The organism is Bacillus sp. PS108, from assembly GCF_037963335.1.
GTDB lineage: Bacteria > Bacillota > Bacilli > Bacillales > Bacillaceae > Bacillus > Bacillus subtilis.
Map to the genome: position 1 here is coordinate 1 of NZ_CP150155.1, position 24,730 is coordinate 24,730.

The window sequence follows — 24,730 nt, forward strand, 5'->3', positions numbered from 1 at the left end:
ATGGAAAATATATTAGACCTGTGGAACCAAGCCCTTGCTCAAATCGAAAAAAAGTTGAGCAAACCGAGTTTTGAGACTTGGATGAAGTCAACCAAAGCCCACTCACTGCAAGGCGATACATTAACAATCACGGCTCCCAATGAATTTGCCAGAGACTGGCTGGAGTCCAGATACTTGCATCTGATTGCAGATACTATATATGAATTAACCGGGGAAGAATTGAGCATTAAGTTTGTCATTCCTCAAAATCAAGATGTTGAGGACTTTATGCCGAAACCGCAAGTTAAAAAAGCGGTCAAAGAAGATACATCTGATTTTCCTCAAAATATGCTCAATCCAAAATATACTTTTGATACTTTTGTCATCGGATCTGGAAACCGATTTGCACACGCCGCTTCCCTCGCAGTAGCGGAAGCACCCGCGAAAGCTTATAACCCTTTATTTATATATGGGGGCGTCGGCTTAGGGAAAACGCACTTAATGCATGCGATCGGCCATTATGTAATAGATCATAATCCTTCTGCCAAAGTGGTTTATCTGTCTTCTGAGAAATTTACAAACGAATTCATCAACTCTATCCGAGATAATAAAGCCGTCGACTTCCGCAATCGCTATCGAAATGTTGATGTGCTTTTGATAGATGATATTCAATTTTTAGCGGGGAAAGAACAAACCCAGGAAGAATTTTTCCATACATTTAACACATTGCACGAAGAAAGCAAACAAATCGTCATTTCAAGTGACCGACCGCCAAAGGAAATTCCGACACTTGAGGACAGATTGCGCTCACGTTTTGAATGGGGACTTATTACAGATATCACACCGCCTGATCTAGAAACGAGAATTGCGATTTTAAGAAAAAAAGCCAAAGCAGAAGGCCTCGATATTCCGAACGAGGTTATGCTTTACATCGCGAATCAAATCGACAGCAATATTCGGGAACTCGAAGGAGCATTAATCAGAGTTGTCGCTTATTCATCTTTAATTAATAAAGATATTAATGCTGATCTAGCCGCTGAGGCGTTGAAAGATATTATTCCTTCCTCAAAACCGAAAGTCATTACGATAAAGGAAATTCAGAGGGTAGTAGGCCAGCAATTTAATATTAAACTCGAGGATTTCAAAGCAAAAAAACGGACAAAGTCAGTAGCTTTTCCGCGTCAAATCGCCATGTACTTATCAAGGGAAATGACTGATTCCTCTCTTCCTAAAATCGGTGAAGAGTTTGGAGGACGTGATCATACGACCGTTATTCATGCGCATGAAAAAATTTCAAAACTGCTGGCAGATGATGAACAGCTTCAGCAGCATGTAAAAGAAATTAAAGAACAGCTTAAATAGCAGGACCGGGGATCAATCGGGGAAAGTGTGAATAACTTTTCGGAAGTCATACACAGTCTGTCCACATGTGGATAGGCTGTGTTTCCTGTCTTTTTCACAACTTATCCACAAATCCACAGGCCCTACTATTACTTCTACTATTTTTTATAAATATATATATTAATACATTATCCGTTAGGAGGATAAAAATGAAATTCACGATTCAAAAAGATCGTCTTGTTGAAAGTGTCCAAGATGTATTAAAAGCAGTTTCATCCAGAACCACGATTCCCATTCTGACTGGTATTAAAATTGTTGCATCAGATGATGGAGTATCCTTTACAGGGAGTGACTCAGATATTTCTATTGAATCCTTCATTCCAAAAGAAGAAGGAGATAAAGAAATTGTCACTATTGAACAGCCCGGAAGCATCGTTTTACAGGCTCGCTTTTTTAGTGAAATTGTAAAAAAATTGCCGATGGCAACTGTAGAAATTGAAGTCCAAAATCAGTATTTGACGATTATCCGTTCTGGTAAAGCTGAATTTAATCTAAACGGACTGGATGCTGATGAATATCCGCACTTGCCGCAGATTGAAGAGCATCATGCGATTCAGATCCCAACTGATTTGTTAAAAAATCTAATCAGACAAACAGTATTTGCAGTGTCCACCTCAGAAACACGCCCTATCTTGACAGGTGTAAACTGGAAAGTGGAGCAAAGTGAATTATTATGCACTGCAACGGATAGCCACCGTCTTGCATTAAGAAAGGCAAAACTTGATATTCCAGAAGACAGATCTTATAACGTCGTGATTCCAGGAAAAAGTTTAACTGAACTCAGCAAGATTTTAGATGACAACCAGGAACTTGTAGATATCGTCATCACAGAAACCCAAGTTCTGTTTAAAGCGAAAAACGTCTTATTCTTCTCACGGCTTCTGGACGGGAATTATCCAGACACAACCAGCCTGATTCCGCAAGACAGCAAAACAGAAATCATTGTGAACACAAAAGAATTCCTTCAGGCCATTGATCGTGCATCTCTTTTAGCTAGAGAGGGACGCAACAACGTTGTAAAACTGTCCGCAAAACCGGCTGAATCCATTGAAATTTCCTCCAACTCGCCGGAAATCGGTAAAGTTGTGGAAGCAATTGTTGCGGATCAAATTGAAGGTGAGGAATTAAATATCTCTTTTAGTCCAAAATATATGCTGGATGCACTAAAGGTGCTTGAAGGAGCAGAAATACGCGTAAGCTTTACAGGCGCAATGAGACCTTTCTTAATTCGCACGCCGAATGATGAAACGATTGTACAGCTTATCCTTCCTGTCAGAACCTATTAATCCGATACACTGCTGCCGACTTGTCGGCAGCTTTTCTATTCGGTATCTGCTCCGACAAGTTTTCCCTTTCCCTAATTCGTTTTTTTTTAGTACAATTAGATATTAGTGATATTTGAAAGAGGTCGATATAATGGCAAATCCGATTTCAATTGATACAGAGATGATTACACTCGGACAATTTTTAAAATTAGCCGATGTGATTCAGTCTGGCGGTATGGCGAAGTGGTTTTTAAGCGAGCATGAAGTGCTTGTGAACGATGAGCCGGACAACCGCCGGGGCAGAAAACTGTATGTTGGAGATGTGGTAGAGATTGAAGGATTTGGTTCATTTCAAGTCGTCAATTAAAGCGGGTGACACTGATTGTATATCCAGAACTTAGAACTGACATCTTACCGCAACTACGACCATGCTGAACTTCAATTTGAAAATAAAGTAAATGTGATCATCGGAGAAAACGCCCAGGGGAAGACAAACCTCATGGAGGCGATCTATGTCTTGTCCATGGCGAAATCGCACCGGACATCAAATGACAAAGAACTTATACGGTGGGACAAAGACTATGCTAAAATAGAGGGAAGAGTGATGAAGCAAAACGGGGCAATCCCGATGCAGCTCGTCATCTCCAAAAAGGGTAAAAAGGGCAAGGTCAATCATATTGAACAGCAAAAGCTCAGCCAGTATGTCGGGGCCCTCAACACCATTATGTTCGCGCCGGAAGATTTAAATCTTGTAAAGGGAAGCCCTCAAGTGAGAAGGCGGTTTCTTGACATGGAAATCGGACAGGTTTCTCCCGTCTACCTTCATGATCTTTCTCTTTACCAGAAAATCCTTTCCCAGCGGAATCATTTTTTGAAACAGCTGCAAACAAGAAAACAAACTGACCGGACGATGCTCGATGTTCTGACCGATCAGCTTGTAGAAGTTGCAGCAAAAGTCGTCGTAAAACGCCTGCAGTTTACAGCACAGCTCGAGAAATGGGCGCAGCCCATCCATGCAGGCATCTCAAGAGGGCTTGAAGAACTGACCCTGAAATACCATACAGCTCTTGATGTATCAGATCCCCTAGATTTGTCGAAAATAGGAGATAGCTATCAAGAAGCGTTTTCTAAATTAAGAGAAAAAGAAATTGAGCGTGGTGTGACGCTGTCAGGGCCTCATCGCGATGATGTTCTTTTCTATGTGAACGGACGCGATGTGCAGACGTATGGTTCTCAAGGACAGCAGCGAACGACGGCGTTGTCCCTTAAGCTGGCGGAGATTGACCTGATCCATGAAGAAATCGGAGAATATCCCATTTTACTATTGGATGATGTACTGAGTGAACTGGATGATTATCGCCAGTCACACTTGCTTCATACGATCCAAGGCCGTGTACAAACGTTTGTCACAACGACAAGCGTTGATGGCATTGATCACGAAACCTTACGTCAAGCAGGAATGTTCCGTGTGCAAAATGGTGCGTTAGTGAAGTGAAGAAATGAGGTGAGCAATTGTATATTCATTTAGGTGATGACTTTGTGGTTTCAACACGAGATATTGTCGGCATTTTTGACTTTAAAGCCAACATGTCGCCTATTGTTGAAGAATTTCTGAAAAAACAGAAACACAAGGTGGTGCCTTCCGTAAACGGCACGCCCAAATCTATCGTAGTCACGGTTCAGAATATATATTACTCTCCCTTATCTTCCAGCACATTAAAAAAACGTGCGCAATTTATGTTTGAAATAGATTCTTAGAAATTTTTTATCACGAATATATCGTTTAGAAAAGTGTAGGTGAATGACGTGGCTATGGAACAGCAGCAAAACAGTTATGATGAAAATCAGATACAGGTACTAGAAGGATTGGAAGCTGTTCGTAAAAGACCGGGGATGTATATCGGTTCGACAAACAGCAAAGGCCTTCACCACCTGGTATGGGAAATTGTCGACAATAGTATTGACGAAGCCCTCGCCGGTTATTGTACGGATATCAATATCCAAATCGAAAAAGACAACAGTATCACGGTTGTAGATAATGGCCGCGGTATTCCAGTCGGTATTCATGAAAAAATGGGCCGTCCTGCGGTAGAAGTCATTATGACGGTACTTCATGCCGGAGGAAAATTTGACGGAAGCGGCTATAAAGTATCCGGAGGATTACACGGTGTAGGTGCGTCTGTCGTAAACGCACTATCAACAGAGCTTGATGTGACGGTTCACCGTGACGGTAAAATTCACCGCCAAACTTATAAACGCGGAGTTCCGGTTACAGACCTTGAAATCATTGGCGAAACGGATCATACAGGAACGACGACACATTTTGTCCCGGACCCTGAAATTTTCTCAGAAACAACCGAGTATGATTATGATCTGCTTGCCAACCGCGTACGTGAATTAGCCTTTTTAACAAAGGGCGTAAACATCACGATTGAGGATAAACGTGAAGGACAAGAGCGCAAAAATGAATACCATTACGAAGGCGGAATTAAAAGTTATGTAGAGTATTTAAACCGCTCTAAAGAGGTTGTCCATGAAGAGCCGATTTACATTGAAGGCGAAAAGGACGGCATTACGGTTGAAGTGGCTTTGCAATACAATGACAGCTACACAAGCAACATTTACTCGTTTACAAACAACATTAACACGTACGAAGGCGGTACCCATGAAGCTGGCTTCAAAACGGGCCTGACTCGTGTTATCAACGATTACGCCAGAAAAAAAGGGCTTATTAAAGAAAATGATCCAAACCTAAGCGGAGATGACGTAAGGGAAGGGCTGACAGCGATTATTTCAATCAAACACCCTGATCCGCAGTTTGAGGGCCAAACGAAAACAAAGCTGGGCAACTCAGAAGCACGGACGATCACCGATACGTTATTTTCTACGGCGATGGAAACATTTATGCTGGAAAATCCAGATGCAGCCAAAAAAATTGTCGATAAAGGCTTAATGGCGGCAAGAGCAAGAATGGCTGCGAAAAAAGCCCGTGAACTAACACGTCGTAAGAGTGCTTTGGAAATTTCAAACCTGCCCGGTAAGTTAGCGGACTGCTCTTCAAAAGATCCGAGCATCTCCGAGTTATATATCGTAGAGGGTGACTCTGCCGGAGGATCTGCTAAACAAGGACGCGACAGACATTTCCAAGCCATTTTGCCGCTTAGAGGTAAAATCCTAAACGTTGAAAAGGCCAGACTGGATAAAATCCTTTCTAACAACGAAGTTCGCTCTATGATCACAGCGCTCGGCACAGGTATTGGGGAAGACTTCAACCTTGAGAAAGCCCGTTACCACAAAGTTGTCATTATGACAGATGCCGATGTTGACGGCGCGCACATCAGAACACTTCTGTTAACGTTCTTTTACAGATATATGCGCCAAATTATCGAAAATGGCTACGTGTACATTGCGCAGCCGCCGCTCTACAAGGTTCAACAGGGGAAACGCGTTGAATATGCGTACAATGACAAGGAGCTTGAAGAGCTGTTAAAAACTCTTCCTCAAACGCCTAAGCCTGGACTGCAGCGTTACAAAGGTCTTGGTGAAATGAATGCCACCCAGCTATGGGAGACAACCATGGATCCTAGTTCCAGAACACTTCTTCAGGTAACTCTTGAAGATGCAATGGATGCGGACGAGACTTTTGAAATGCTTATGGGCGACAAGGTAGAACCGCGCCGAAACTTCATAGAAGCGAATGCGAGATACGTTAAAAATCTTGACATCTAATCATAAAAAGCCTTATTTCCAATAAGAAATAAGGCTTTTTTCTGAACAAGATCAGATGCAGCAATGCTTGCAATACCTATATATTCTAGCAATTTAATGTGTATAATCATAAGTTTATTGATATAATGGAGAATAGTGAAATCGTATTGAAGGTCATAATGGACAATCTACTCCCACATATTTCATGTGATACTTCAGGGAGGTTTTTTAATGAGTGAACAAAACACACCACAAGTTCGTGAAATAAATATCAGTCAGGAAATGCGTACGTCCTTCTTGGATTATGCAATGAGCGTTATCGTGTCCCGTGCTCTTCCAGATGTTCGAGACGGTTTAAAACCGGTTCATAGACGGATTTTGTATGCAATGAATGATTTAGGCATGACAAGTGACAAGCCTTATAAAAAATCCGCGCGTATCGTTGGAGAAGTTATCGGGAAATACCACCCGCACGGTGATTCAGCGGTATATGAATCCATGGTCAGAATGGCTCAGGATTTCAACTACCGTTATATGCTCGTTGACGGTCACGGAAACTTCGGTTCTGTTGACGGAGACTCAGCGGCGGCCATGCGTTATACAGAAGCAAGAATGTCTAAAATCTCAATGGAGATTCTTCGTGACATCACAAAAGACACAATCGATTACCAGGATAACTATGACGGGTCAGAAAGAGAACCTGTCGTTATGCCTTCAAGGTTCCCGAATCTGCTCGTGAACGGTGCTGCCGGCATTGCGGTAGGTATGGCAACAAACATTCCTCCGCACCAGCTGGGAGAAATCATTGACGGTGTACTTGCTGTCAGTGAGAATCCGGACATTACAATTCCAGAGCTTATGGAAGTCATTCCAGGGCCTGATTTCCCGACCGCGGGTCAAATCTTGGGACGCAGCGGTATCCGGAAAGCATACGAATCAGGCCGAGGCTCTATCACGATCCGGGCAAAAGCTGAGATCGAACAAACATCTTCGGGTAAAGAAAGAATTATCGTTACAGAGTTACCTTACCAAGTAAATAAGGCGAAATTAATTGAGAAAATTGCCGATCTCGTAAGGGACAAAAAGATAGAGGGTATCACAGATCTGCGTGATGAGTCAGATCGTACAGGTATGAGAATTGTCATTGAAATCAGACGCGACGCCAATGCAAATGTCATCTTAAACAATCTGTACAAACAAACTGCTCTACAAACATCTTTTGGCATCAACCTGCTTGCACTTGTTGATGGCCAGCCGAAAGTTTTAACTCTTAAGCAATGCCTAGAGCATTACCTCGACCATCAAAAAGTTGTCATTAGACGCCGTACTGCTTATGAATTGCGTAAAGCGGAAGCGAGAGCTCATATCCTGGAAGGATTGAGAGTTGCACTGGATCATCTCGATGCAGTTATCTCCCTTATCCGTAATTCTCAAACGGCTGAAATTGCGAGAACAGGTTTAATTGAACAATTCTCACTGACAGAGAAGCAAGCACAAGCGATCCTTGATATGAGGCTCCAGCGTTTAACGGGACTGGAACGTGAAAAGATAGAAGAAGAATACCAATCTCTTGTTAAATTAATTGCAGAGCTAAAAGACATCTTGGCAAATGAATATAAAGTGCTTGAGATCATTCGTGAAGAACTCACGGAAATCAAAGAGCGTTTTAACGATGAAAGACGTACTGAGATCGTCACTTCCGGACTGGAGACAATTGAAGATGAAGATCTCATCGAGAGAGAAAATATCGTAGTTACTCTGACGCACAACGGATACGTCAAACGTCTTCCTGCATCAACTTACCGCAGTCAAAAACGGGGCGGAAAAGGTGTACAAGGTATGGGAACAAACGAAGATGATTTCGTTGAACATTTGATCTCTACGTCAACTCATGACACGATTCTCTTCTTCTCGAACAAGGGGAAAGTGTATCGTGCAAAAGGGTATGAAATCCCTGAATACGGCAGAACGGCAAAAGGAATCCCGATTATTAACCTGCTGGAGGTAGAAAAGGGTGAGTGGATCAACGCGATTATTCCAGTCACGGAATTCAATGCGGAGCTTTACCTTTTCTTCACTACAAAGCATGGGGTTTCAAAACGAACATCGCTATCTCAATTCGCTAATATCCGCAACAATGGTCTAATCGCTCTGGGTCTTCGTGAAGATGATGAACTGATGGGTGTACGTCTGACTGATGGCACAAAACAAATCATCATTGGAACGAAAAACGGTTTACTGATCCGTTTCCCTGAAACAGATGTCCGGGAGATGGGAAGAACTGCGGCGGGCGTAAAAGGCATCACCCTGACGGATGACGACGTTGTTGTCGGCATGGAGATATTAGAGGAAGAATCACACGTCCTTATCGTAACTGAAAAAGGGTACGGAAAACGAACTCCGGCTGAAGAGTACAGAACCCAAAGTCGGGGCGGAAAAGGACTCAAAACAGCGAAAATCACCGAGAACAACGGCCAACTAGTAGCAGTGAAAGCTACTAAAGGTGAAGAGGATCTAATGATTATTACAGCTAGCGGCGTACTCATCAGAATGGACATCAATGATATCTCCATCACCGGACGTGTCACTCAAGGTGTGCGTCTCATCAGAATGGCAGAAGAAGAGCATGTTGCTACAGTAGCTTTAGTAGAGAAAAACGAAGAAGATGAGAATGAAGAAGAACAAGAAGAAGTGTGAGAAAAAGCGCAGCTGAAATAGCTGCGCTTTTTTGTGTCATAACCCTTTACAGTCATAAAAATTATGGTATAATCATTTCTGTTGTCTTTTTAAAGACACAAGCATGACCATTATGACTAGTAAAAACTTTTTCAAAAAAGTATTGACCTAGTTAACTAAAAATGTTACTATTAAGTAGTCGCTTCGAGAGAAGTACACAAAGTTCTTTGAAAACTAAACAAGACAAAACGTACCTGTTAATTCAGTTTTTGAAAATCGCACAGTGATGTGCGTAGTCAGTCAAACTACTTTATCGGAGAGTTTGATCCTGGCTCAGGACGAACGCTGGCGGCGTGCCTAATACATGCAAGTCGAGCGGACAGATGGGAGCTTGCTCCCTGATGTTAGCGGCGGACGGGTGAGTAACACGTGGGTAACCTGCCTGTAAGACTGGGATAACTCCGGGAAACCGGGGCTAATACCGGATGGTTGTTTGAACCGCATGGTTCAAACATAAAAGGTGGCTTCGGCTACCACTTACAGATGGACCCGCGGCGCATTAGCTAGTTGGTGAGGTAACGGCTCACCAAGGCAACGATGCGTAGCCGACCTGAGAGGGTGATCGGCCACACTGGGACTGAGACACGGCCCAGACTCCTACGGGAGGCAGCAGTAGGGAATCTTCCGCAATGGACGAAAGTCTGACGGAGCAACGCCGCGTGAGTGATGAAGGTTTTCGGATCGTAAAGCTCTGTTGTTAGGGAAGAACAAGTACCGTTCGAATAGGGCGGTACCTTGACGGTACCTAACCAGAAAGCCACGGCTAACTACGTGCCAGCAGCCGCGGTAATACGTAGGTGGCAAGCGTTGTCCGGAATTATTGGGCGTAAAGGGCTCGCAGGCGGTTTCTTAAGTCTGATGTGAAAGCCCCCGGCTCAACCGGGGAGGGTCATTGGAAACTGGGGAACTTGAGTGCAGAAGAGGAGAGTGGAATTCCACGTGTAGCGGTGAAATGCGTAGAGATGTGGAGGAACACCAGTGGCGAAGGCGACTCTCTGGTCTGTAACTGACGCTGAGGAGCGAAAGCGTGGGGAGCGAACAGGATTAGATACCCTGGTAGTCCACGCCGTAAACGATGAGTGCTAAGTGTTAGGGGGTTTCCGCCCCTTAGTGCTGCAGCTAACGCATTAAGCACTCCGCCTGGGGAGTACGGTCGCAAGACTGAAACTCAAAGGAATTGACGGGGGCCCGCACAAGCGGTGGAGCATGTGGTTTAATTCGAAGCAACGCGAAGAACCTTACCAGGTCTTGACATCCTCTGACAATCCTAGAGATAGGACGTCCCCTTCGGGGGCAGAGTGACAGGTGGTGCATGGTTGTCGTCAGCTCGTGTCGTGAGATGTTGGGTTAAGTCCCGCAACGAGCGCAACCCTTGATCTTAGTTGCCAGCATTCAGTTGGGCACTCTAAGGTGACTGCCGGTGACAAACCGGAGGAAGGTGGGGATGACGTCAAATCATCATGCCCCTTATGACCTGGGCTACACACGTGCTACAATGGACAGAACAAAGGGCAGCGAAACCGCGAGGTTAAGCCAATCCCACAAATCTGTTCTCAGTTCGGATCGCAGTCTGCAACTCGACTGCGTGAAGCTGGAATCGCTAGTAATCGCGGATCAGCATGCCGCGGTGAATACGTTCCCGGGCCTTGTACACACCGCCCGTCACACCACGAGAGTTTGTAACACCCGAAGTCGGTGAGGTAACCTTTTAGGAGCCAGCCGCCGAAGGTGGGACAGATGATTGGGGTGAAGTCGTAACAAGGTAGCCGTATCGGAAGGTGCGGCTGGATCACCTCCTTTCTAAGGATATTATGCGGAATATAAGACCCAAGGTCTTATAAACAGAACGTTCCCTGTCTTGTTTAGTTTTGAAGGAACTTTGTTCCTTAAATAAGTTAAGATGGGCCTGTAGCTCAGCTGGTTAGAGCGCACGCCTGATAAGCGTGAGGTCGGTGGTTCGAGTCCACTCAGGCCCACCATCTTATATAACGGGGCCTTAGCTCAGCTGGGAGAGCGCCTGCTTTGCACGCAGGAGGTCAGCGGTTCGATCCCGCTAGGCTCCACCAACGTGTTCTTTGAAAACTAGATAACAGTAGACATCACATTCAATTAGTAATACAAGATATCACATAGTGATTCTTTTTAACGGTTAAGTTAGAAAGGGCGCACGGTGGATGCCTTGGCACTAGGAGCCGATGAAGGACGGGACGAACACCGATATGCTTCGGGGAGCTGTAAGCAAGCTTTGATCCGGAGATTTCCGAATGGGGAAACCCACCACTCGTAATGGAGTGGTATCCATATCTGAATTCATAGGATATGAGAAGGCAGACCCGGGGAACTGAAACATCTAAGTACCCGGAGGAAGAGAAAGCAAATGCGATTCCCTGAGTAGCGGCGAGCGAAACGGGATCAGCCCAAACCAAGAGGCTTGCCTCTTGGGGTTGTAGGACACTCTGTACGGAGTTACAAAGGAACGAGGTAGATGAAGAGGTCTGGAAAGGCCCGCCATAGGAGGTAACAGCCCTGTAGTCAAAACTTCGTTCTCTCCTGAGTGGATCCTGAGTACGGCGGAACACGTGAAATTCCGTCGGAATCCGGGAGGACCATCTCCCAAGGCTAAATACTCCCTAGTGACCGATAGTGAACCAGTACCGTGAGGGAAAGGTGAAAAGCACCCCGGAAGGGGAGTGAAAGAGATCCTGAAACCGTGTGCCTACAAGTAGTCAGAGCCCGTTAACGGGTGATGGCGTGCCTTTTGTAGAATGAACCGGCGAGTTACGATCCCGTGCAAGGTTAAGCAGAAGATGCGGAGCCGCAGCGAAAGCGAGTCTGAATAGGGCGCATGAGTACGTGGTCGTAGACCCGAAACCAGGTGATCTACCCATGTCCAGGGTGAAGTTCAGGTAACACTGAATGGAGGCCCGAACCCACGCACGTTGAAAAGTGCGGGGATGAGGTGTGGGTAGGGGTGAAATGCCAATCGAACCTGGAGATAGCTGGTTCTCTCCGAAATAGCTTTAGGGCTAGCCTCAAGGTAAGAGTCTTGGAGGTAGAGCACTGATTGGACTAGGGGCCCCTACCGGGTTACCGAATTCAGTCAAACTCCGAATGCCAATGACTTATCCTTGGGAGTCAGACTGCGAGTGATAAGATCCGTAGTCGAAAGGGAAACAGCCCAGACCGCCAGCTAAGGTCCCAAAGTATACGTTAAGTGGAAAAGGATGTGGAGTTGCTTAGACAACCAGGATGTTGGCTTAGAAGCAGCCACCATTTAAAGAGTGCGTAATAGCTCACTGGTCGAGTGACTCTGCGCCGAAAATGTACCGGGGCTAAACGTATCACCGAAGCTGCGGACTGTTCTTCGAACAGTGGTAGGAGAGCGTTCTAAGGGCTGTGAAGCCAGACCGGAAGGACTGGTGGAGCGCTTAGAAGTGAGAATGCCGGTATGAGTAGCGAAAGAGGGGTGAGAATCCCCTCCACCGAATGCCTAAGGTTTCCTGAGGAAGGCTCGTCCGCTCAGGGTTAGTCGGGACCTAAGCCGAGGCCGAAAGGCGTAGGCGATGGACAACAGGTTGATATTCCTGTACCACCTCCTCACCATTTGAGCAATGGGGGGACGCAGGAGGATAGGGTAAGCGCGGTATTGGATATCCGCGTCCAAGCAGTTAGGCTGGGAAATAGGCAAATCCGTTTCCCATAAGGCTGAGCTGTGATGGCGAGCGAAATATAGTAGCGAAGTTCCTGATTCCACACTGCCAAGAAAAGCCTCTAGCGAGGTGAGAGGTGCCCGTACCGCAAACCGACACAGGTAGGCGAGGAGAGAATCCTAAGGTGATCGAGAGAACTCTCGTTAAGGAACTCGGCAAAATGACCCCGTAACTTCGGGAGAAGGGGTGCTCTGTTAGGGTGCAAGCCCGAGAGAGCCGCAGTGAATAGGCCCAGGCGACTGTTTAGCAAAAACACAGGTCTCTGCGAAGCCGTAAGGCGAAGTATAGGGGCTGACGCCTGCCCGGTGCTGGAAGGTTAAGAGGAGCGCTTAGCGTAAGCGAAGGTGCGAATTGAAGCCCCAGTAAACGGCGGCCGTAACTATAACGGTCCTAAGGTAGCGAAATTCCTTGTCGGGTAAGTTCCGACCCGCACGAAAGGCGCAACGATCTGGGCACTGTCTCAACGAGAGACTCGGTGAAATTATAGTACCTGTGAAGATGCAGGTTACCCGCGACAGGACGGAAAGACCCCGTGGAGCTTTACTGCAGCCTGATATTGAATGTTGGTACAGCTTGTACAGGATAGGTAGGAGCCTTGGAAACCGGAGCGCCAGCTTCGGTGGAGGCATCGGTGGGATACTACCCTGGCTGTATTGACCTTCTAACCCGCCGCCCTTATCGGGCGGGGAGACAGTGTCAGGTGGGCAGTTTGACTGGGGCGGTCGCCTCCTAAAAGGTAACGGAGGCGCCCAAAGGTTCCCTCAGAATGGTTGGAAATCATTCGCAGAGTGTAAAGGCACAAGGGAGCTTGACTGCGAGACCTACAAGTCGAGCAGGGACGAAAGTCGGGCTTAGTGATCCGGTGGTTCCGCATGGAAGGGCCATCGCTCAACGGATAAAAGCTACCCCGGGGATAACAGGCTTATCTCCCCCAAGAGTCCACATCGACGGGGAGGTTTGGCACCTCGATGTCGGCTCATCGCATCCTGGGGCTGTAGTCGGTCCCAAGGGTTGGGCTGTTCGCCCATTAAAGCGGTACGCGAGCTGGGTTCAGAACGTCGTGAGACAGTTCGGTCCCTATCCGTCGCGGGCGCAGGAAATTTGAGAGGAGCTGTCCTTAGTACGAGAGGACCGGGATGGACGCACCGCTGGTGTACCAGTTGTTCTGCCAAGGGCATCGCTGGGTAGCTATGTGCGGACGGGATAAGTGCTGAAAGCATCTAAGCATGAAGCCCCCCTCAAGATGAGATTTCCCATTCCGCAAGGAAGTAAGATCCCTGAAAGATGATCAGGTTGATAGGTCTGAGGTGGAAGTGTGGCGACACATGGAGCTGACAGATACTAATCGATCGAGGACTTAACCATATTTTTGAATGATGTCACACCTGTTATCTAGTTTTGAGAGAACACTCTCAATTTGTTTGGTGGCGATAGCGAAGAGGTCACACCCGTTCCCATACCGAACACGGAAGTTAAGCTCTTCAGCGCCGATGGTAGTCGGGGGTTTCCCCCTGTGAGAGTAGGACGCCGCCAAGCAAGCTTAAACCCAGCTTATTGAGCTGGGTTTTTTGTTTGTTAAAAATGAAGAAGAAACTGTGAAGCGTATTTAGGGAATTTCTTTTCTGATACTAATAAAAACTGCTGAATTAACACGTAGTCATCACTTATATGCTGTGTTAATAACTCATACCACCATTCTGTTTCATACCTTGCAATCATCCCAACGTTGTACAAAATCAAATAATGAATTGTCATTTCGGGAAGCCTCAGAAATTGCTCCCTTTGAGAAGGGATATAATATTGGTTCTTTTCCATGTCAAACAATAAGCTGGTCGATGTCCATGGCTCCTTGTCTTGTGGTGAAATTTCGAACAGCAGCCCGTGTTCATTTTTTTTTGTAAAAGACCATTGATAATGATGGGACATGTATTCAGCAAACCTTGAATCAGACATTTTGTAATTGATTACTACTTCCTCCGGTACAAAAATTTCGTTCTTATCCTTCTCAACTTTTGTCATAAATCGTTCTTTCTGCTGAAAGTAGAAAATATCGCTAAGTTCTGGAATGGCCATTAATAATTTTTTCATGGTATACCGTTCATCTACTATATTCGATTGTCCGAATAAATGTTTCATAAAATGCACGCATAGGCCATTTCGTTGTATTTTCACTTCATCATCGCTAAAACAATAATTTTGTTTCTTTCGTTTTCTTGTTGTTACGCCATGTGCCAGTACTGATGTATGGCTTGGATAATGAGGATCACGTGTAATTAAGCATGCTTTGATAAGCTGTGCCATTCCATAAAATAAAAGAATCGGTTTGATTTCTAAGGGAGAATATGCGGCTTGTTTATAAAACGATTCGGCATGCTTTAAGAAATAAATAAACCGTTCACTGTTTTTAAAAGAGTTTTTTTTCGCATCGTCAATACCGTTTAAGATATAAACCTTTTCTAGAAATTTCTGGGTTGATTCAACGGAGTAAAATAGCGCTAAGTCTTTCCACTCATGATATGTCATGTATATTTCTTAATCCTTTCCGTTATCTAAATATTTCAACTCTTTCCCGCTTCCTTGACATGCTCTTGGCTAGTTGATAATCTACATATAATATTTTGCCGAAAAGAGGGGGATTTACTAATGTGGGAAAGTAAATTTTCAAAAGAAGGCTTAACGTTCGACGATGTGCTGCTTGTACCAGCAAAGTCTGAGGTACTTCCGCGTGATGTGGATTTATCTGTAGAACTTACAAAAACGTTAAAGCTAAATATTCCTGTCATCAGCGCAGGTATGGACACTGTAACAGAATCAGCAATGGCAATTGCAATGGCAAGACAGGGCGGCTTGGGCATCATTCACAAAAATATGTCCATTGAACAGCAGGCTGAACAAGTTGATAAAGTAAAGCGTTCTGAGCGCGGCGTTATCACAAATCCCTTCTTTTTAACTCCTGATCACCAAGTATTTGATGCGGAGCATTTGATGGGGAAATACAGAATTTCCGGTGTTCCGATTGTAAATAACGAAGAAGACCAGAAGCTTGTTGGAATTATTACAAACCGTGACCTTCGTTTTATTTCTGACTACTCAATGAAAATCAGCGACGTCATGACGAAAGAAGAGCTAGTTACTGCATCTGTAGGAACTACTTTGGATGAAGCTGAAAAGATTTTGCAGAAACATAAAATTGAAAAGCTTCCTCTCGTAGATGACCAGAATAAATTAAAAGGTCTTATCACAATTAAAGACATTGAAAAAGTCATTGAGTTCCCGAACTCATCTAAAGACATTCACGGCCGCCTGATCGTTGGCGCGGCAGTTGGTGTAACTGGCGATACAATGACTCGCGTCAAAAAGCTTGTTGAAGCCAATGTTGATGTGATTGTTATCGATACAGCTCACGGACACTCTCAAGGCGTTTTAAACACAGTCACAAAAATCCGTGAAACGTATCCCGAATTAAACATTATTGCTGGAAACGTGGCAACAGCTGAAGCGACAAGAGCGCTTATCGAAGCTGGAGCAGACGTTGTCAAAGTTGGAATAGGACCTGGTTCAATTTGTACTACACGTGTTGTAGCCGGCGTCGGTGTTCCGCAAATTACAGCAATTTATGATTGTGCGACTGAAGCAAGAAAACACGGCAAAACAATCATCGCCGACGGTGGGATTAAATTCTCTGGCGATATCACTAAAGCATTGGCAGCCGGCGGACATGCTGTTATGCTCGGAAGCTTGCTTGCAGGCACATCAGAAAGCCCCGGTGAAACTGAAATCTACCAAGGCAGAAGATTTAAGGTATACCGCGGCATGGGATCAGTTGCTGCAATGGAAAAAGGAAGTAAAGACCGTTACTTCCAAGAAGAAAACAAAAAATTTGTTCCTGAAGGAATTGAAGGACGCACACCTTACAAAGGACCAGTTGAAGAAACCGTTTATCAGCTAGTCGGAGGCCTTCGTTCTGGTATGGGGTATTGCGGGTCCAAAGATCTGCGTGCGCTAAGAGAAGAAGCTCAGTTCATTCGCATGACTGGCGCAGGACTTCGCGAAAGCCATCCGCATGACGTACAGATTACAAAAGAATCACCTAACTATACAATTTCATAATAAATTGTTACAAATTAAAAACATTTGACAGGGTCTCTGACTCTGTCTATTTTTTTTATACTGATTATGATAAAATTTATACTGTTGTGCATTGAAAATGTCCTTAACGGCTTAATTATAGATGAAGAAAATGAAATACGGAGGTCGTACGATTGAACATCAAGAAATGTAAACAGCTACTGATGTCATTGGTTGTGTTAACTCTAGCTGTCACGTGTCTGGCTCCAATGTCAAAAGCAAAAGCAGCCAGCGATCCAATTGATATCAATGCATCTGCTGCTATTATGATCGAAGCTTCTTCAGGTAAAATTCTTTACAGTAAAAATGCAGATAAGAGACTGCCAATTGCGAGTATGACAAAAATGATGACAGAGTATCTGTTATTGGAAGCAATTGATCAAGGTAAAGTGAAATGGGACCAAACCTATACGCCTGATGACTATGTGTATGAAATTTCCCAAGATAACAGCTTATCAAACGTTCCTCTTCGGAAAGACGGGAAATACACAGTAAAAGAATTATATCAAGCTACAGCAATTTATTCTGCAAATGCTGCTGCTATTGCGATTGCAGAAATCGTTGCCGGTTCTGAAACTAAGTTTGTTGAAAAAATGAATGCAAAAGCAAAAGAACTAGGCTTAACAGATTACAAATTTGTTAACGCAACAGGTCTTGAAAACAAAGATCTTCACGGGCATCAGCCGGAGGGGACAAGCGTAAATGAAGAAAGTGAAGTTTCTGCAAAGGATATGGCAATTCTTGCGGATCACTTGATTACTGACTACCCTGAGATACTGGAGACTTCCAGTATCGCCAAAACGAAATTCAGAGAAGGCACCGATGATGAAATGGACATGCCGAACTGGAATTTTATGCTGAAGGGGCTTGTCAGCGAGTATAAAAAAGCGACTGTAGACGGACTGAAAACAGGTTCTACTGACTCTGCGGGTTCATGCTTTACAGGAACAGCTGAACGCAACGGTATGCGTGTCATCACTGTTGTTTTAAACGCAAAGGGCAACCTTCATACAGGCCGTTTCGATGAAACGAAGAAAATGTTTGATTATGCTTTCGACAATTTCTCCATGAAAGAAATTTATGCTGAAGGCGATCAAGTAAAAGGCCATAAAACAATTTCAGTTGATAAGGGTAAAGAGAAAGAAGTAGGCATTGTGACAAACAAGGCGTTCTCTCTTCCTGTCAAAAATGGTGAAGAAAAGAATTACAAAGCGAAGGTCACACTGAATAAAGACAACTTAACTGCTCCTGTGAAAAAAGGAACCAAGGTTGGGAAGCTGACTGCGGAATACACAGGTGATGAAAAGGATTACGGATTCCTTAACAGCGATCTGGCTGGCGTAGACCTTGTTACAAAAGAAAATGTAGAAAAAGCAAACTGGTTTGTTTTGACAATGCGCAGTATCGGCGGATTTTTTGCCGGAATTTGGGGAAGCATTGTTGATACGGTAACCGGCTGGTTTTAATCAATTGAAAGAGCTCTGATGGATGTTAGGGCTCTTTCGCGTAATATACTGAAAAAACCCAATTTTTAATAAAAAATGATTTTCAAAGCGCTAAAAACCGAATAAAATAGTATATATCCATATGAATTATTGGATTTCTAGGATACAATAAGGATTAGAAATCATATAACTATACCTTGATTAGGGGGACCAAGAAATGGCTCAAACAGGTACTGAACGTGTAAAACGCGGAATGGCAGAAATGCAAAAAGGCGGCGTCATCATGGACGTCATCAATGCGGAACAAGCGAAAATCGCTGAAGAAGCTGGAGCTGTCGCTGTAATGGCGCTAGAACGTGTGCCAGCAGATATTCGCGCGGCTGGAGGAGTTGCCCGTATGGCTGACCCTACAATCGTGGAAGAAGTAATGAATGCAGTATCTATCCCGGTAATGGCAAAAGCGCGTATCGGACATATTGTTGAAGCGCGTGTGCTTGAAGCTATGGGTGTTGACTATATTGATGAAAGTGAAGTTCTGACGCCGGCTGACGAAGAATTTCATTTAAATAAAAATGAATACACAGTTCCTTTTGTCTGTGGCTGCCGTGATCTTGGTGAAGCAACACGCCGTATTGCGGAAGGTGCTTCTATGCTTCGCACAAAAGGTGAGCCTGGAACAGGTAATATTGTTGAGGCTGTTCGCCATATGCGTAAAGTTAACGCTCAAGTGCGCAAAGTAGTTGCGATGAGTGAGGATGAACTAATGACAGAAGCGAAAAATCTAGGTGCTCCTTACGAGCTTCTTCTTCAAATTAAAAAAGACGGCAAGCTTCCTGTCGTTAACTTTGCCGCTGGCGGTGTAGCAACTCCAGCTGATGCTGCTCTCATGATGCAGCTCGGTGCTGACGGAGTATTTGTTGGTTCTGGTATTTTCAAATCAGACAACCCTGCTAAATTTGCGAAAGCAATTGTGGAAGCAACAACTCACTTTACTGATTACAAATTGATCGCTGAGTTGTCAAAAGAGCTTGGTACTGCAATGAAAGGGATTGAAATCTCAAACTTACTTCCAGAACAGCGTATGCAAGAACGCGGCTGGTAAGAACATAGGAGCGCTGCTGACATGTTAACAATAGGTGTACTAGGACTTCAAGGAGCAGTTAGAGAGCACATCCATGCGATTGAAGCATGCGGCGCGGCTGGTCTTGTCGTAAAACGTCCGGAGCAGCTGAACGAAGTTGACGGGTTGATTTTGCCGGGCGGTGAGAGCACGACGATGCGCCGTTTGATCGATACGTATCAATTCATGGAGCCGCTTCGTGAATTCGCTGCTCAGGGCAAACCGATGTTTGGAACATGTGCCGGATTAATTATATTAGCAAAAGAAATTGCCGGTTCAGATAATCCTCATTTAGGTCTTCTGAATGTGGTTGTAGAACGTAATTCATTTGGCCGGCAGGTTGACAGCTTTGAAGCTGATTTAACAATTAAAGGCTTGGACGAGCCTTTTACAGGGGTATTCATCCGTGCTCCGCATATTTTAGAAGCTGGTGAAAATGTTGAAGTTCTATCGGAGCATAATGGTCGTATTGTAGCCGCGAAACAGGGGCAATTCCTTGGCTGCTCATTCCATCCGGAGCTGACAGAAGATCACCGAGTGACACAGCTGTTTGTTGAAATGGTTGAGGAATATAAGCAGAAGGCACTTGTATAAAACAGTTGAAAGCTGTGGAAACTTATAGTACATTATAAGCACAAATAAAGATCGAAAAGCGTTGATAGGAACTAGTAGGGAGCCTCTCTTTCTAAGAGAGCCGATGGTTGGTGCGAATCGGTGAAAGATGCTGTCTGAATCCATCCTTGAGCGAAATGCTGAAACAAGTAGGCATTTACGGGATAACCGTTATGTTTGAAAGTGGAAAACGAGTCTTTGATTTGTTTTCAATCAGGGTGGCAACGCGAGAGCTCTCGTCCCTTTATGGGGATGAGGGCTCTTTTTATTTTCGACAAATCAATAAAAAAAGGAGTGTTTCGCATGCTTGATACGAAAATGCTGAGAGCAAATTTTCAAGAAATTAAAGCAAAGCTTGTACACAAAGGCGAAGACTTAACTGATTTTGATAAGTTTGAGGCGCTGGATGATAGACGAAGAGAGCTCATCGGCAAGGTTGAAGAGTTAAAAGGAAAACGAAATGAAGTTTCTCAGCAGGTCGCTGTGCTGAAGCGTGAGAAAAAAGACGCGGATCACATTATTAAAGAAATGCGTGAAGTCGGCGAGGAAATTAAAAAGCTTGATGAAGAATTGCGAACAGTGGAAGCTGAGCTTGATACAATCCTTCTCTCAATCCCGAATATTCCGCATGAGTCTGTACCTGTCGGTGAAACAGAAGACGACAACGTAGAAGTGCGTAAATGGGGTGAAAAGCCTTCATTTGCTTATGAGCCGAAGCCGCACTGGGATATTGCGGATGAGCTGGGTATTCTGGATTTTGAACGTGCTGCCAAAGTAACAGGAAGCCGTTTCGTGTTCTATAAAGGCTTAGGTGCTCGTCTGGAGCGTGCGCTTTATAACTTTATGCTTGATCTGCATGTGGATGAGTATAACTACACTGAAGTGATCCCGCCATATATGGTAAACCGCGCAAGCATGACGGGAACGGGGCAGCTTCCTAAATTTGAAGAGGATGCATTTAAAATCAGAGAAGAAGATTATTTCTTAATTCCAACGGCGGAAGTGCCGATTACAAACATGCATCGTGATGAAATCCTTTCAGGTGACAGCCTGCCGATCAACTATGCGGCATTCAGTGCTTGCTTCCGTTCTGAAGCTGGTTCAGCAGGACGTGACACACGCGGATTAATTCGTCAGCACCAATTTAATAAAGTTGAGCTTGTAAAGTTTGTGAAGCCTGAAGATTCTTATGAAGAATTAGAGAAGCTTACAAACCAAGCAGAACGGGTTCTTCAGCTGCTTGAGCTTCCATACCGTGTCATGAGCATGTGTACGGGTGACTTAGGCTTTACGGCTGCGAAAAAATACGATATCGAAGTTTGGATTCCAAGCCAAGACACATATCGAGAAATCTCTTCTTGCAGCAACTTCGAAGCGTTCCAGGCGAGACGTGCGAATATTCGTTTCAGACGTGAAGCGAAAGGCAAGCCTGAGCATGTACACACACTGAACGGTTCAGGACTGGCGGTTGGAAGAACAGTTGCTGCTATCTTAGAAAATTATCAGCAGGAAGACGGAAGCGTTGTGATTCCGAAAGTGCTTCGTCCTTATATGGGGAATAGAGAAGTAATGAAACCGTAAATTATGGAAAGGCGTGCCTGACAAGGTGCGCCTTTTTGCTTATGTAAACACGGCATTTTCATAAAAACAAAAAAAGTTTTTAAAAATGCTTGACCACACGAGAACATACGTGATATAGTAAGTCTTGTCGATACGGAGGAATACCCAAGTCCGGCTGAAGGGATCGGTCTTGAAAACCGACAGGGGTGTCAAAGCCCGCGGGGGTTCGAATCCCTCTTCCTCCGCCATATTGATTTTAATTCTAATGAAACACAAGCATATATTGGAGATTGTTTTGTCCGTTGCATTCGGTGCGGCGGATTTTTTATTTTAAAGAAAAAGTGAATCTCGACTGAGATTCACTTTTTTTGATTATCATGAATAACTGAAGCAATTTGATCTACAATATTTTCAATCGAGTTTTCATCGTTCAGAAGATCATAATCTTCAATGCGAAGTTTTAAAACAGGGCAGGCATTAAAACCGCTTATCCAGTTCTCGTAGCGTGTATGCATTTCTTCCCAATAAGACCGGCTTGTCTGAAGCTCCATCTCACGGCCGCGTTGTTCAATCCGGTTTAAAATGTTCTCCAGATCTCCTTCTAAATAGATCAACACATCTGGGTGTGGGAAATACGGTGTCATTACCATTGCTTCGAAAAGGCTTGTGTAAGTCTTATAATCAACCTTTGACATTGTCCCTTTATCAGCATGCATTTTTGCGAAAATTCCTGTATCTTCATAAATCGAACGATCCTGTACAAAACCTCCGCCGGCTTCAAAAATTGTTTTCTGTTCTTTGAAGCGTTCAGCTAAGAAGTAAATTTGAAGGTGAAAGCTCCAACGTTCAAAATCATGATAGAACTTTTCCAAATATGGATTATGATCGACTTCCTCCAAAGATGTTTTAAATCCAAGCCGTTTAGCTAAAGTTTTCGTTAAAGTCGATTTTCCGACACCTACTGTTCCTGCTACTGTAATAATTGAATTCTTAGGGATATGATGTTCCTTCATACGATAAGCTCCTTTACATGGGCGGCAATGCGTTCAAAGTCGCTCTTATTCAAAACGAAATCCTTTGAATCACCATCTACGGTTAACACTGTAAGTTCAGGGTCTGCTTCCTGCAGCTGCTTGATGGCGACTTCATAATCTGAAATCAGCTGCTCCAAATAGCTAGTTTCAATTTTTTTCTCAAAGGGGCGCCCGCGTTTTTCAATGCGGTGTAGCAATGTAGGCAGACTGGCCTTTATGTAAATGATGAAATTCGGCTTTGGCAGATCATCCGTTAGCAGGTGATATATCTTTTTGTATTTTTCCAGCTGATGTGGAGACAAGGTGCGTTCCGCAAAAATCACATTTTTATAAATATGATAATCAGCTATTACAGGCTGTCCCTTTTTTAAAAAGTGATCACTGGTGTCTTCAAGCTGTTTGTATCTGTGACAAAGAAAAAACATCTCGAGCTGGAAGCTCCATTCCTCTATATTGTCATAAAACTTATCAAGGTACGGGTTATCCTCTACAATCTCATTGATCATAGGGAATCCGAATTCTTGTGAGAGCATCGTTGCGAGAGTTGTTTTTCCTGCCCCGATAGGACCTTCTATTGCAATAAAAGGGGCTGTATTCATCGGAATCCTCCTTGTATCTGAAAAACGTGCGTCAGTTACCGACCTTCATATTGTATCACAACCCTTGGGTGCCCCCATGAAAAAAAGACGTTTCCAAATTATCGAAACGTCTTTTTGACAACATTAAATTGATCAGACAGCAGCAGCCAGTTTTGTGGAAAGGAAAGACCCAGCTTCCAATAGCTGATGCCTCTTAAATTCAGCTCTTTAATCAAATTGAATTTTGCTTGAATCGAGCGTGCATCCTCGAACCATACCTCGTGCCTTCTGTTTTCTGCATCAGTATAGCGGAAGAAAGGAGCTTGAGCGGTTTGGTCATACTGAATGGAAGCATTGTTCTGATCAGCTATGACAATGGCTTGCTGAGGGCTTACTGCTCTTGCTGGAGTTCCCCCTGCTGTATATGGCAGCGTCCAGTCATATCCATATAAATTCTGGCCCATGACAATTTTGTTCGCAGGCATTTCAGTCAAAGCATATTCTATGACATCACGGACAGGTCCAATTGGAGAAACCGCTTGAGGCGGCCCGCCGCTATAGCCCCATTCATATGTCATGAGAACAACAAAGTCGACAATTTGGCCATGCGCCCTGTAATCATGAGCTTCATACCATCTGCCCTGCTGTGTTGCACTTGTTTTAGGAGCAAGAGCCGTAGAAATTTCTAAGCCCTCTCGATGAAAAAGATCCCTTGCTTCGCGGAGAAATTGATTATAGGCCTCTCTATCCTGGGGCCGCAAATATTCAAAGTCGAAATGAATGTCACGGAAGCCATATCTCTTGGCATTCTCCACTATTTCATTTAGAAGCCTTCTTTTTACAGTTTCGTCGTTCAAAAGGATCCGGCCAAGTTCATCACTAAATGCCTGGTTTTCTAGGTTCGTTATAATCATCATCAATGTTGTATTTTGACTTTCTGTAATGCTCCTTAAATTCGTTAAAGGCGGTGCGACTAAGGTTCCGTTCCGCTGTGCCTGGAAGCTGAATGTGCCAAGGTACGTTAAGTAGGGTGACGCTTCTCTGGCCGCCTGCTGGAGATTTTCGCTGACTTGATTTCCTCGGGGCTCCAAATAAGCATTTGATTCGATGTCTCGTTTAGGAGCTGGAGGGATGTATAAACGGAAACCAATCTGAAGCACGGTATTTAACTGGATGCCGTTAACCCTTGCGAGCTCGGCTGCCGTTGTATTGAACTGCCGGGCGATAGATGTCAGGGTATCACCTCGCTTCACATCATAGAACTGGCCAGCTATTGGAATGACAATGGTTTGTCCGACAACAAGGCTGTCGGGATTCGGTATTTCATTGGTTTCAGTGATTTCACTTACGGTTGTTCTGTATTGTGAAGCGATAGCAGAAAGAGTGTCGCCTTGTTTTACCACATAAATTTGAATGAAAAACGCCTCCTTTCATATCGCTATCAATGTATGAAA

At 44.3% G+C, this 24,730-nt stretch carries 16 protein-coding genes, 3 tRNA genes, 3 rRNA genes and 1 other annotated feature; of the genes, 18 read left to right on the forward strand and 4 right to left on the reverse strand.

Features of this window, described 5'->3' with window-relative positions:
* The 12 genes from dnaA (at position 1) to rrf (ending at position 14,335) form a co-directional block, all read left to right on the forward strand.
* Positions 1 to 1,341 carry a chromosomal replication initiator protein DnaA gene (gene dnaA, locus NSQ16_RS00005; RefSeq protein WP_003242674.1) on the forward strand — a complete coding sequence of 447 codons (1,341 nt, stop codon included), beginning with the start codon at positions 1 to 3 and terminating at the stop codon, positions 1,339 to 1,341.
* Between the two features lie 188 nt (positions 1,342 to 1,529).
* On the forward strand, positions 1,530 to 2,666 hold the full coding sequence (gene dnaN, locus NSQ16_RS00010; RefSeq protein ID WP_003242509.1) for a DNA polymerase III subunit beta: 1,137 nt from the start codon (positions 1,530 to 1,532) through the stop codon (positions 2,664 to 2,666).
* A gap of 130 nt (positions 2,667 to 2,796) precedes the next feature.
* Positions 2,797 to 3,012: a ribosome maturation protein RlbA gene (rlbA, locus tag NSQ16_RS00015; RefSeq protein WP_003226810.1), complete on the forward strand. Its 216-nt coding sequence runs from the start codon at positions 2,797 to 2,799 to the stop codon at positions 3,010 to 3,012.
* A gap of 15 nt (positions 3,013 to 3,027) precedes the next feature.
* Positions 3,028 to 4,140: a DNA replication/repair protein RecF gene (gene recF / locus NSQ16_RS00020; protein WP_003243515.1), complete on the forward strand. Its 1,113-nt coding sequence runs from the start codon at positions 3,028 to 3,030 to the stop codon at positions 4,138 to 4,140.
* Between the two features lie 17 nt (positions 4,141 to 4,157).
* Positions 4,158 to 4,403: an extracellular matrix regulator RemB gene (gene remB / locus NSQ16_RS00025; RefSeq protein WP_003219266.1), complete on the forward strand. Its 246-nt coding sequence runs from the start codon at positions 4,158 to 4,160 to the stop codon at positions 4,401 to 4,403.
* A 54-nt stretch (positions 4,404 to 4,457) separates the two neighbouring features.
* Complete coding sequence (gene gyrB / locus NSQ16_RS00030; RefSeq protein ID WP_003226808.1) at positions 4,458 to 6,374, forward strand: DNA topoisomerase (ATP-hydrolyzing) subunit B; 1,917 nt, start codon at positions 4,458 to 4,460, stop codon at positions 6,372 to 6,374.
* Positions 6,375 to 6,584: 210 nt separating this feature from the next.
* The gene (gyrA, locus tag NSQ16_RS00035; protein WP_014475555.1) at positions 6,585 to 9,050 is read left to right on the forward strand and encodes a DNA topoisomerase (ATP-hydrolyzing) subunit A; all 2,466 of its coding nucleotides are present in this window, start codon (positions 6,585 to 6,587) and stop codon (positions 9,048 to 9,050) included.
* Between the two features lie 289 nt (positions 9,051 to 9,339).
* A 16S ribosomal RNA gene (locus NSQ16_RS00040) occupies positions 9,340 to 10,889 on the forward strand.
* Between the two features lie 102 nt (positions 10,890 to 10,991).
* A tRNA-Ile gene (locus NSQ16_RS00045) sits at positions 10,992 to 11,068 on the forward strand.
* A gap of 11 nt (positions 11,069 to 11,079) precedes the next feature.
* A tRNA-Ala gene (locus NSQ16_RS00050) sits at positions 11,080 to 11,155 on the forward strand.
* 81 nt (positions 11,156 to 11,236) lie between these two features.
* Positions 11,237 to 14,164, forward strand: a 23S ribosomal RNA gene (locus NSQ16_RS00055).
* A 55-nt stretch (positions 14,165 to 14,219) separates the two neighbouring features.
* Positions 14,220 to 14,335: ribosomal RNA gene (rrf, locus tag NSQ16_RS00060) — 5S ribosomal RNA — on the forward strand.
* Together the 16S, 23S and 5S rRNA genes with 2 tRNA genes alongside form the textbook arrangement of a ribosomal RNA operon.
* A 39-nt stretch (positions 14,336 to 14,374) precedes the next feature.
* Here rrf and NSQ16_RS00065 read toward each other — a convergent pair.
* Entirely contained in the window at positions 14,375 to 15,322 is a 948-nt protein-coding gene (locus NSQ16_RS00065) for a YaaC family protein (RefSeq protein WP_085187894.1), read from the reverse strand.
* 120 nt (positions 15,323 to 15,442) lie between these two features.
* Between NSQ16_RS00065 and guaB the strand changes: the two genes are divergently transcribed.
* The 6 genes from guaB (at position 15,443) to NSQ16_RS00095 (ending at position 21,912) form a co-directional block, all read left to right on the forward strand.
* A complete protein-coding gene (gene guaB / locus NSQ16_RS00070; RefSeq protein WP_003226803.1) occupies positions 15,443 to 16,909 on the forward strand; it encodes an IMP dehydrogenase in 1,467 nt (488 codons plus the stop codon).
* Between the two features lie 152 nt (positions 16,910 to 17,061).
* Positions 17,062 to 18,393, forward strand: a complete 1,332-nt coding sequence (gene dacA, locus NSQ16_RS00075; RefSeq protein WP_015482683.1) for a D-alanyl-D-alanine carboxypeptidase — start codon at positions 17,062 to 17,064, stop codon at positions 18,391 to 18,393.
* 196 nt (positions 18,394 to 18,589) lie between these two features.
* The gene (pdxS, locus tag NSQ16_RS00080) at positions 18,590 to 19,474 is read left to right on the forward strand and encodes a pyridoxal 5'-phosphate synthase lyase subunit PdxS (RefSeq protein ID WP_003247145.1); all 885 of its coding nucleotides are present in this window, start codon (positions 18,590 to 18,592) and stop codon (positions 19,472 to 19,474) included.
* Between the two features lie 21 nt (positions 19,475 to 19,495).
* Entirely contained in the window at positions 19,496 to 20,086 is a 591-nt protein-coding gene (gene pdxT / locus NSQ16_RS00085) for a pyridoxal 5'-phosphate synthase glutaminase subunit PdxT (RefSeq protein WP_003226797.1), read from the forward strand.
* Positions 20,087 to 20,138: 52 nt separating this feature from the next.
* Positions 20,139 to 20,351 (forward strand) — a binding site (T-box leader).
* 56 nt (positions 20,352 to 20,407) lie between these two features.
* Positions 20,408 to 21,685: a serine--tRNA ligase gene (serS, locus tag NSQ16_RS00090; protein ID WP_003247131.1), complete on the forward strand. Its 1,278-nt coding sequence runs from the start codon at positions 20,408 to 20,410 to the stop codon at positions 21,683 to 21,685.
* A 134-nt stretch (positions 21,686 to 21,819) separates the two neighbouring features.
* A tRNA-Ser gene (locus NSQ16_RS00095) sits at positions 21,820 to 21,912 on the forward strand.
* Positions 21,913 to 22,023: 111 nt separating this feature from the next.
* Here NSQ16_RS00095 and dck read toward each other — a convergent pair.
* The 3 genes from dck to NSQ16_RS00110 form a co-directional block, all read right to left on the reverse strand.
* Positions 22,024 to 22,677 carry a deoxyadenosine/deoxycytidine kinase gene (gene dck, locus NSQ16_RS00100; protein WP_003226792.1) on the reverse strand — a complete coding sequence of 218 codons (654 nt, stop codon included), beginning with the start codon at positions 22,675 to 22,677 and terminating at the stop codon, positions 22,024 to 22,026.
* On the reverse strand, positions 22,674 to 23,297 hold the full coding sequence (dgk, locus tag NSQ16_RS00105) for a deoxyguanosine kinase (RefSeq protein ID WP_003226790.1): 624 nt from the start codon (positions 23,295 to 23,297) through the stop codon (positions 22,674 to 22,676). The genes dck and dgk overlap by 4 nt, the downstream gene beginning before the upstream one ends.
* Before the next feature lie 98 nt (positions 23,298 to 23,395).
* Positions 23,396 to 24,679: a glycoside hydrolase family 18 protein gene (locus NSQ16_RS00110; RefSeq protein WP_230488786.1), complete on the reverse strand. Its 1,284-nt coding sequence runs from the start codon at positions 24,677 to 24,679 to the stop codon at positions 23,396 to 23,398.
* Positions 24,680 to 24,730: the final 51 nt, after the last annotated feature.

Bases quoted from the DNA above. Each gene is read 5' to 3' on its own strand.
- dnaA (WP_003242674.1), top strand. From the start codon at position 1: ATGGAAAATATATTAGACCTGTGGAACCAAGCCCTTGCTCAAATCGAA.
- dnaN (WP_003242509.1), top strand. From the start codon at position 1,530: ATGAAATTCACGATTCAAAAAGATCGTCTTGTTGAAAGTGTCCAAGAT.
- rlbA (WP_003226810.1), top strand. From the start codon at position 2,797: ATGGCAAATCCGATTTCAATTGATACAGAGATGATTACACTCGGACAA.
- gyrB (WP_003226808.1), top strand. From the start codon at position 4,458: ATGGAACAGCAGCAAAACAGTTATGATGAAAATCAGATACAGGTACTA.
- gyrA (WP_014475555.1), top strand. From the start codon at position 6,585: ATGAGTGAACAAAACACACCACAAGTTCGTGAAATAAATATCAGTCAG.
- NSQ16_RS00065 (WP_085187894.1), bottom strand. From the start codon at position 15,322: ATGACATATCATGAGTGGAAAGACTTAGCGCTATTTTACTCCGTTGAA.
- guaB (WP_003226803.1), top strand. From the start codon at position 15,443: ATGTGGGAAAGTAAATTTTCAAAAGAAGGCTTAACGTTCGACGATGTG.
- pdxS (WP_003247145.1), top strand. From the start codon at position 18,590: ATGGCTCAAACAGGTACTGAACGTGTAAAACGCGGAATGGCAGAAATG.
- pdxT (WP_003226797.1), top strand. From the start codon at position 19,496: ATGTTAACAATAGGTGTACTAGGACTTCAAGGAGCAGTTAGAGAGCAC.
- serS (WP_003247131.1), top strand. From the start codon at position 20,408: ATGCTTGATACGAAAATGCTGAGAGCAAATTTTCAAGAAATTAAAGCA.
- dck (WP_003226792.1), bottom strand. From the start codon at position 22,677: ATGAAGGAACATCATATCCCTAAGAATTCAATTATTACAGTAGCAGGA.
- dgk (WP_003226790.1), bottom strand. From the start codon at position 23,297: ATGAATACAGCCCCTTTTATTGCAATAGAAGGTCCTATCGGGGCAGGA.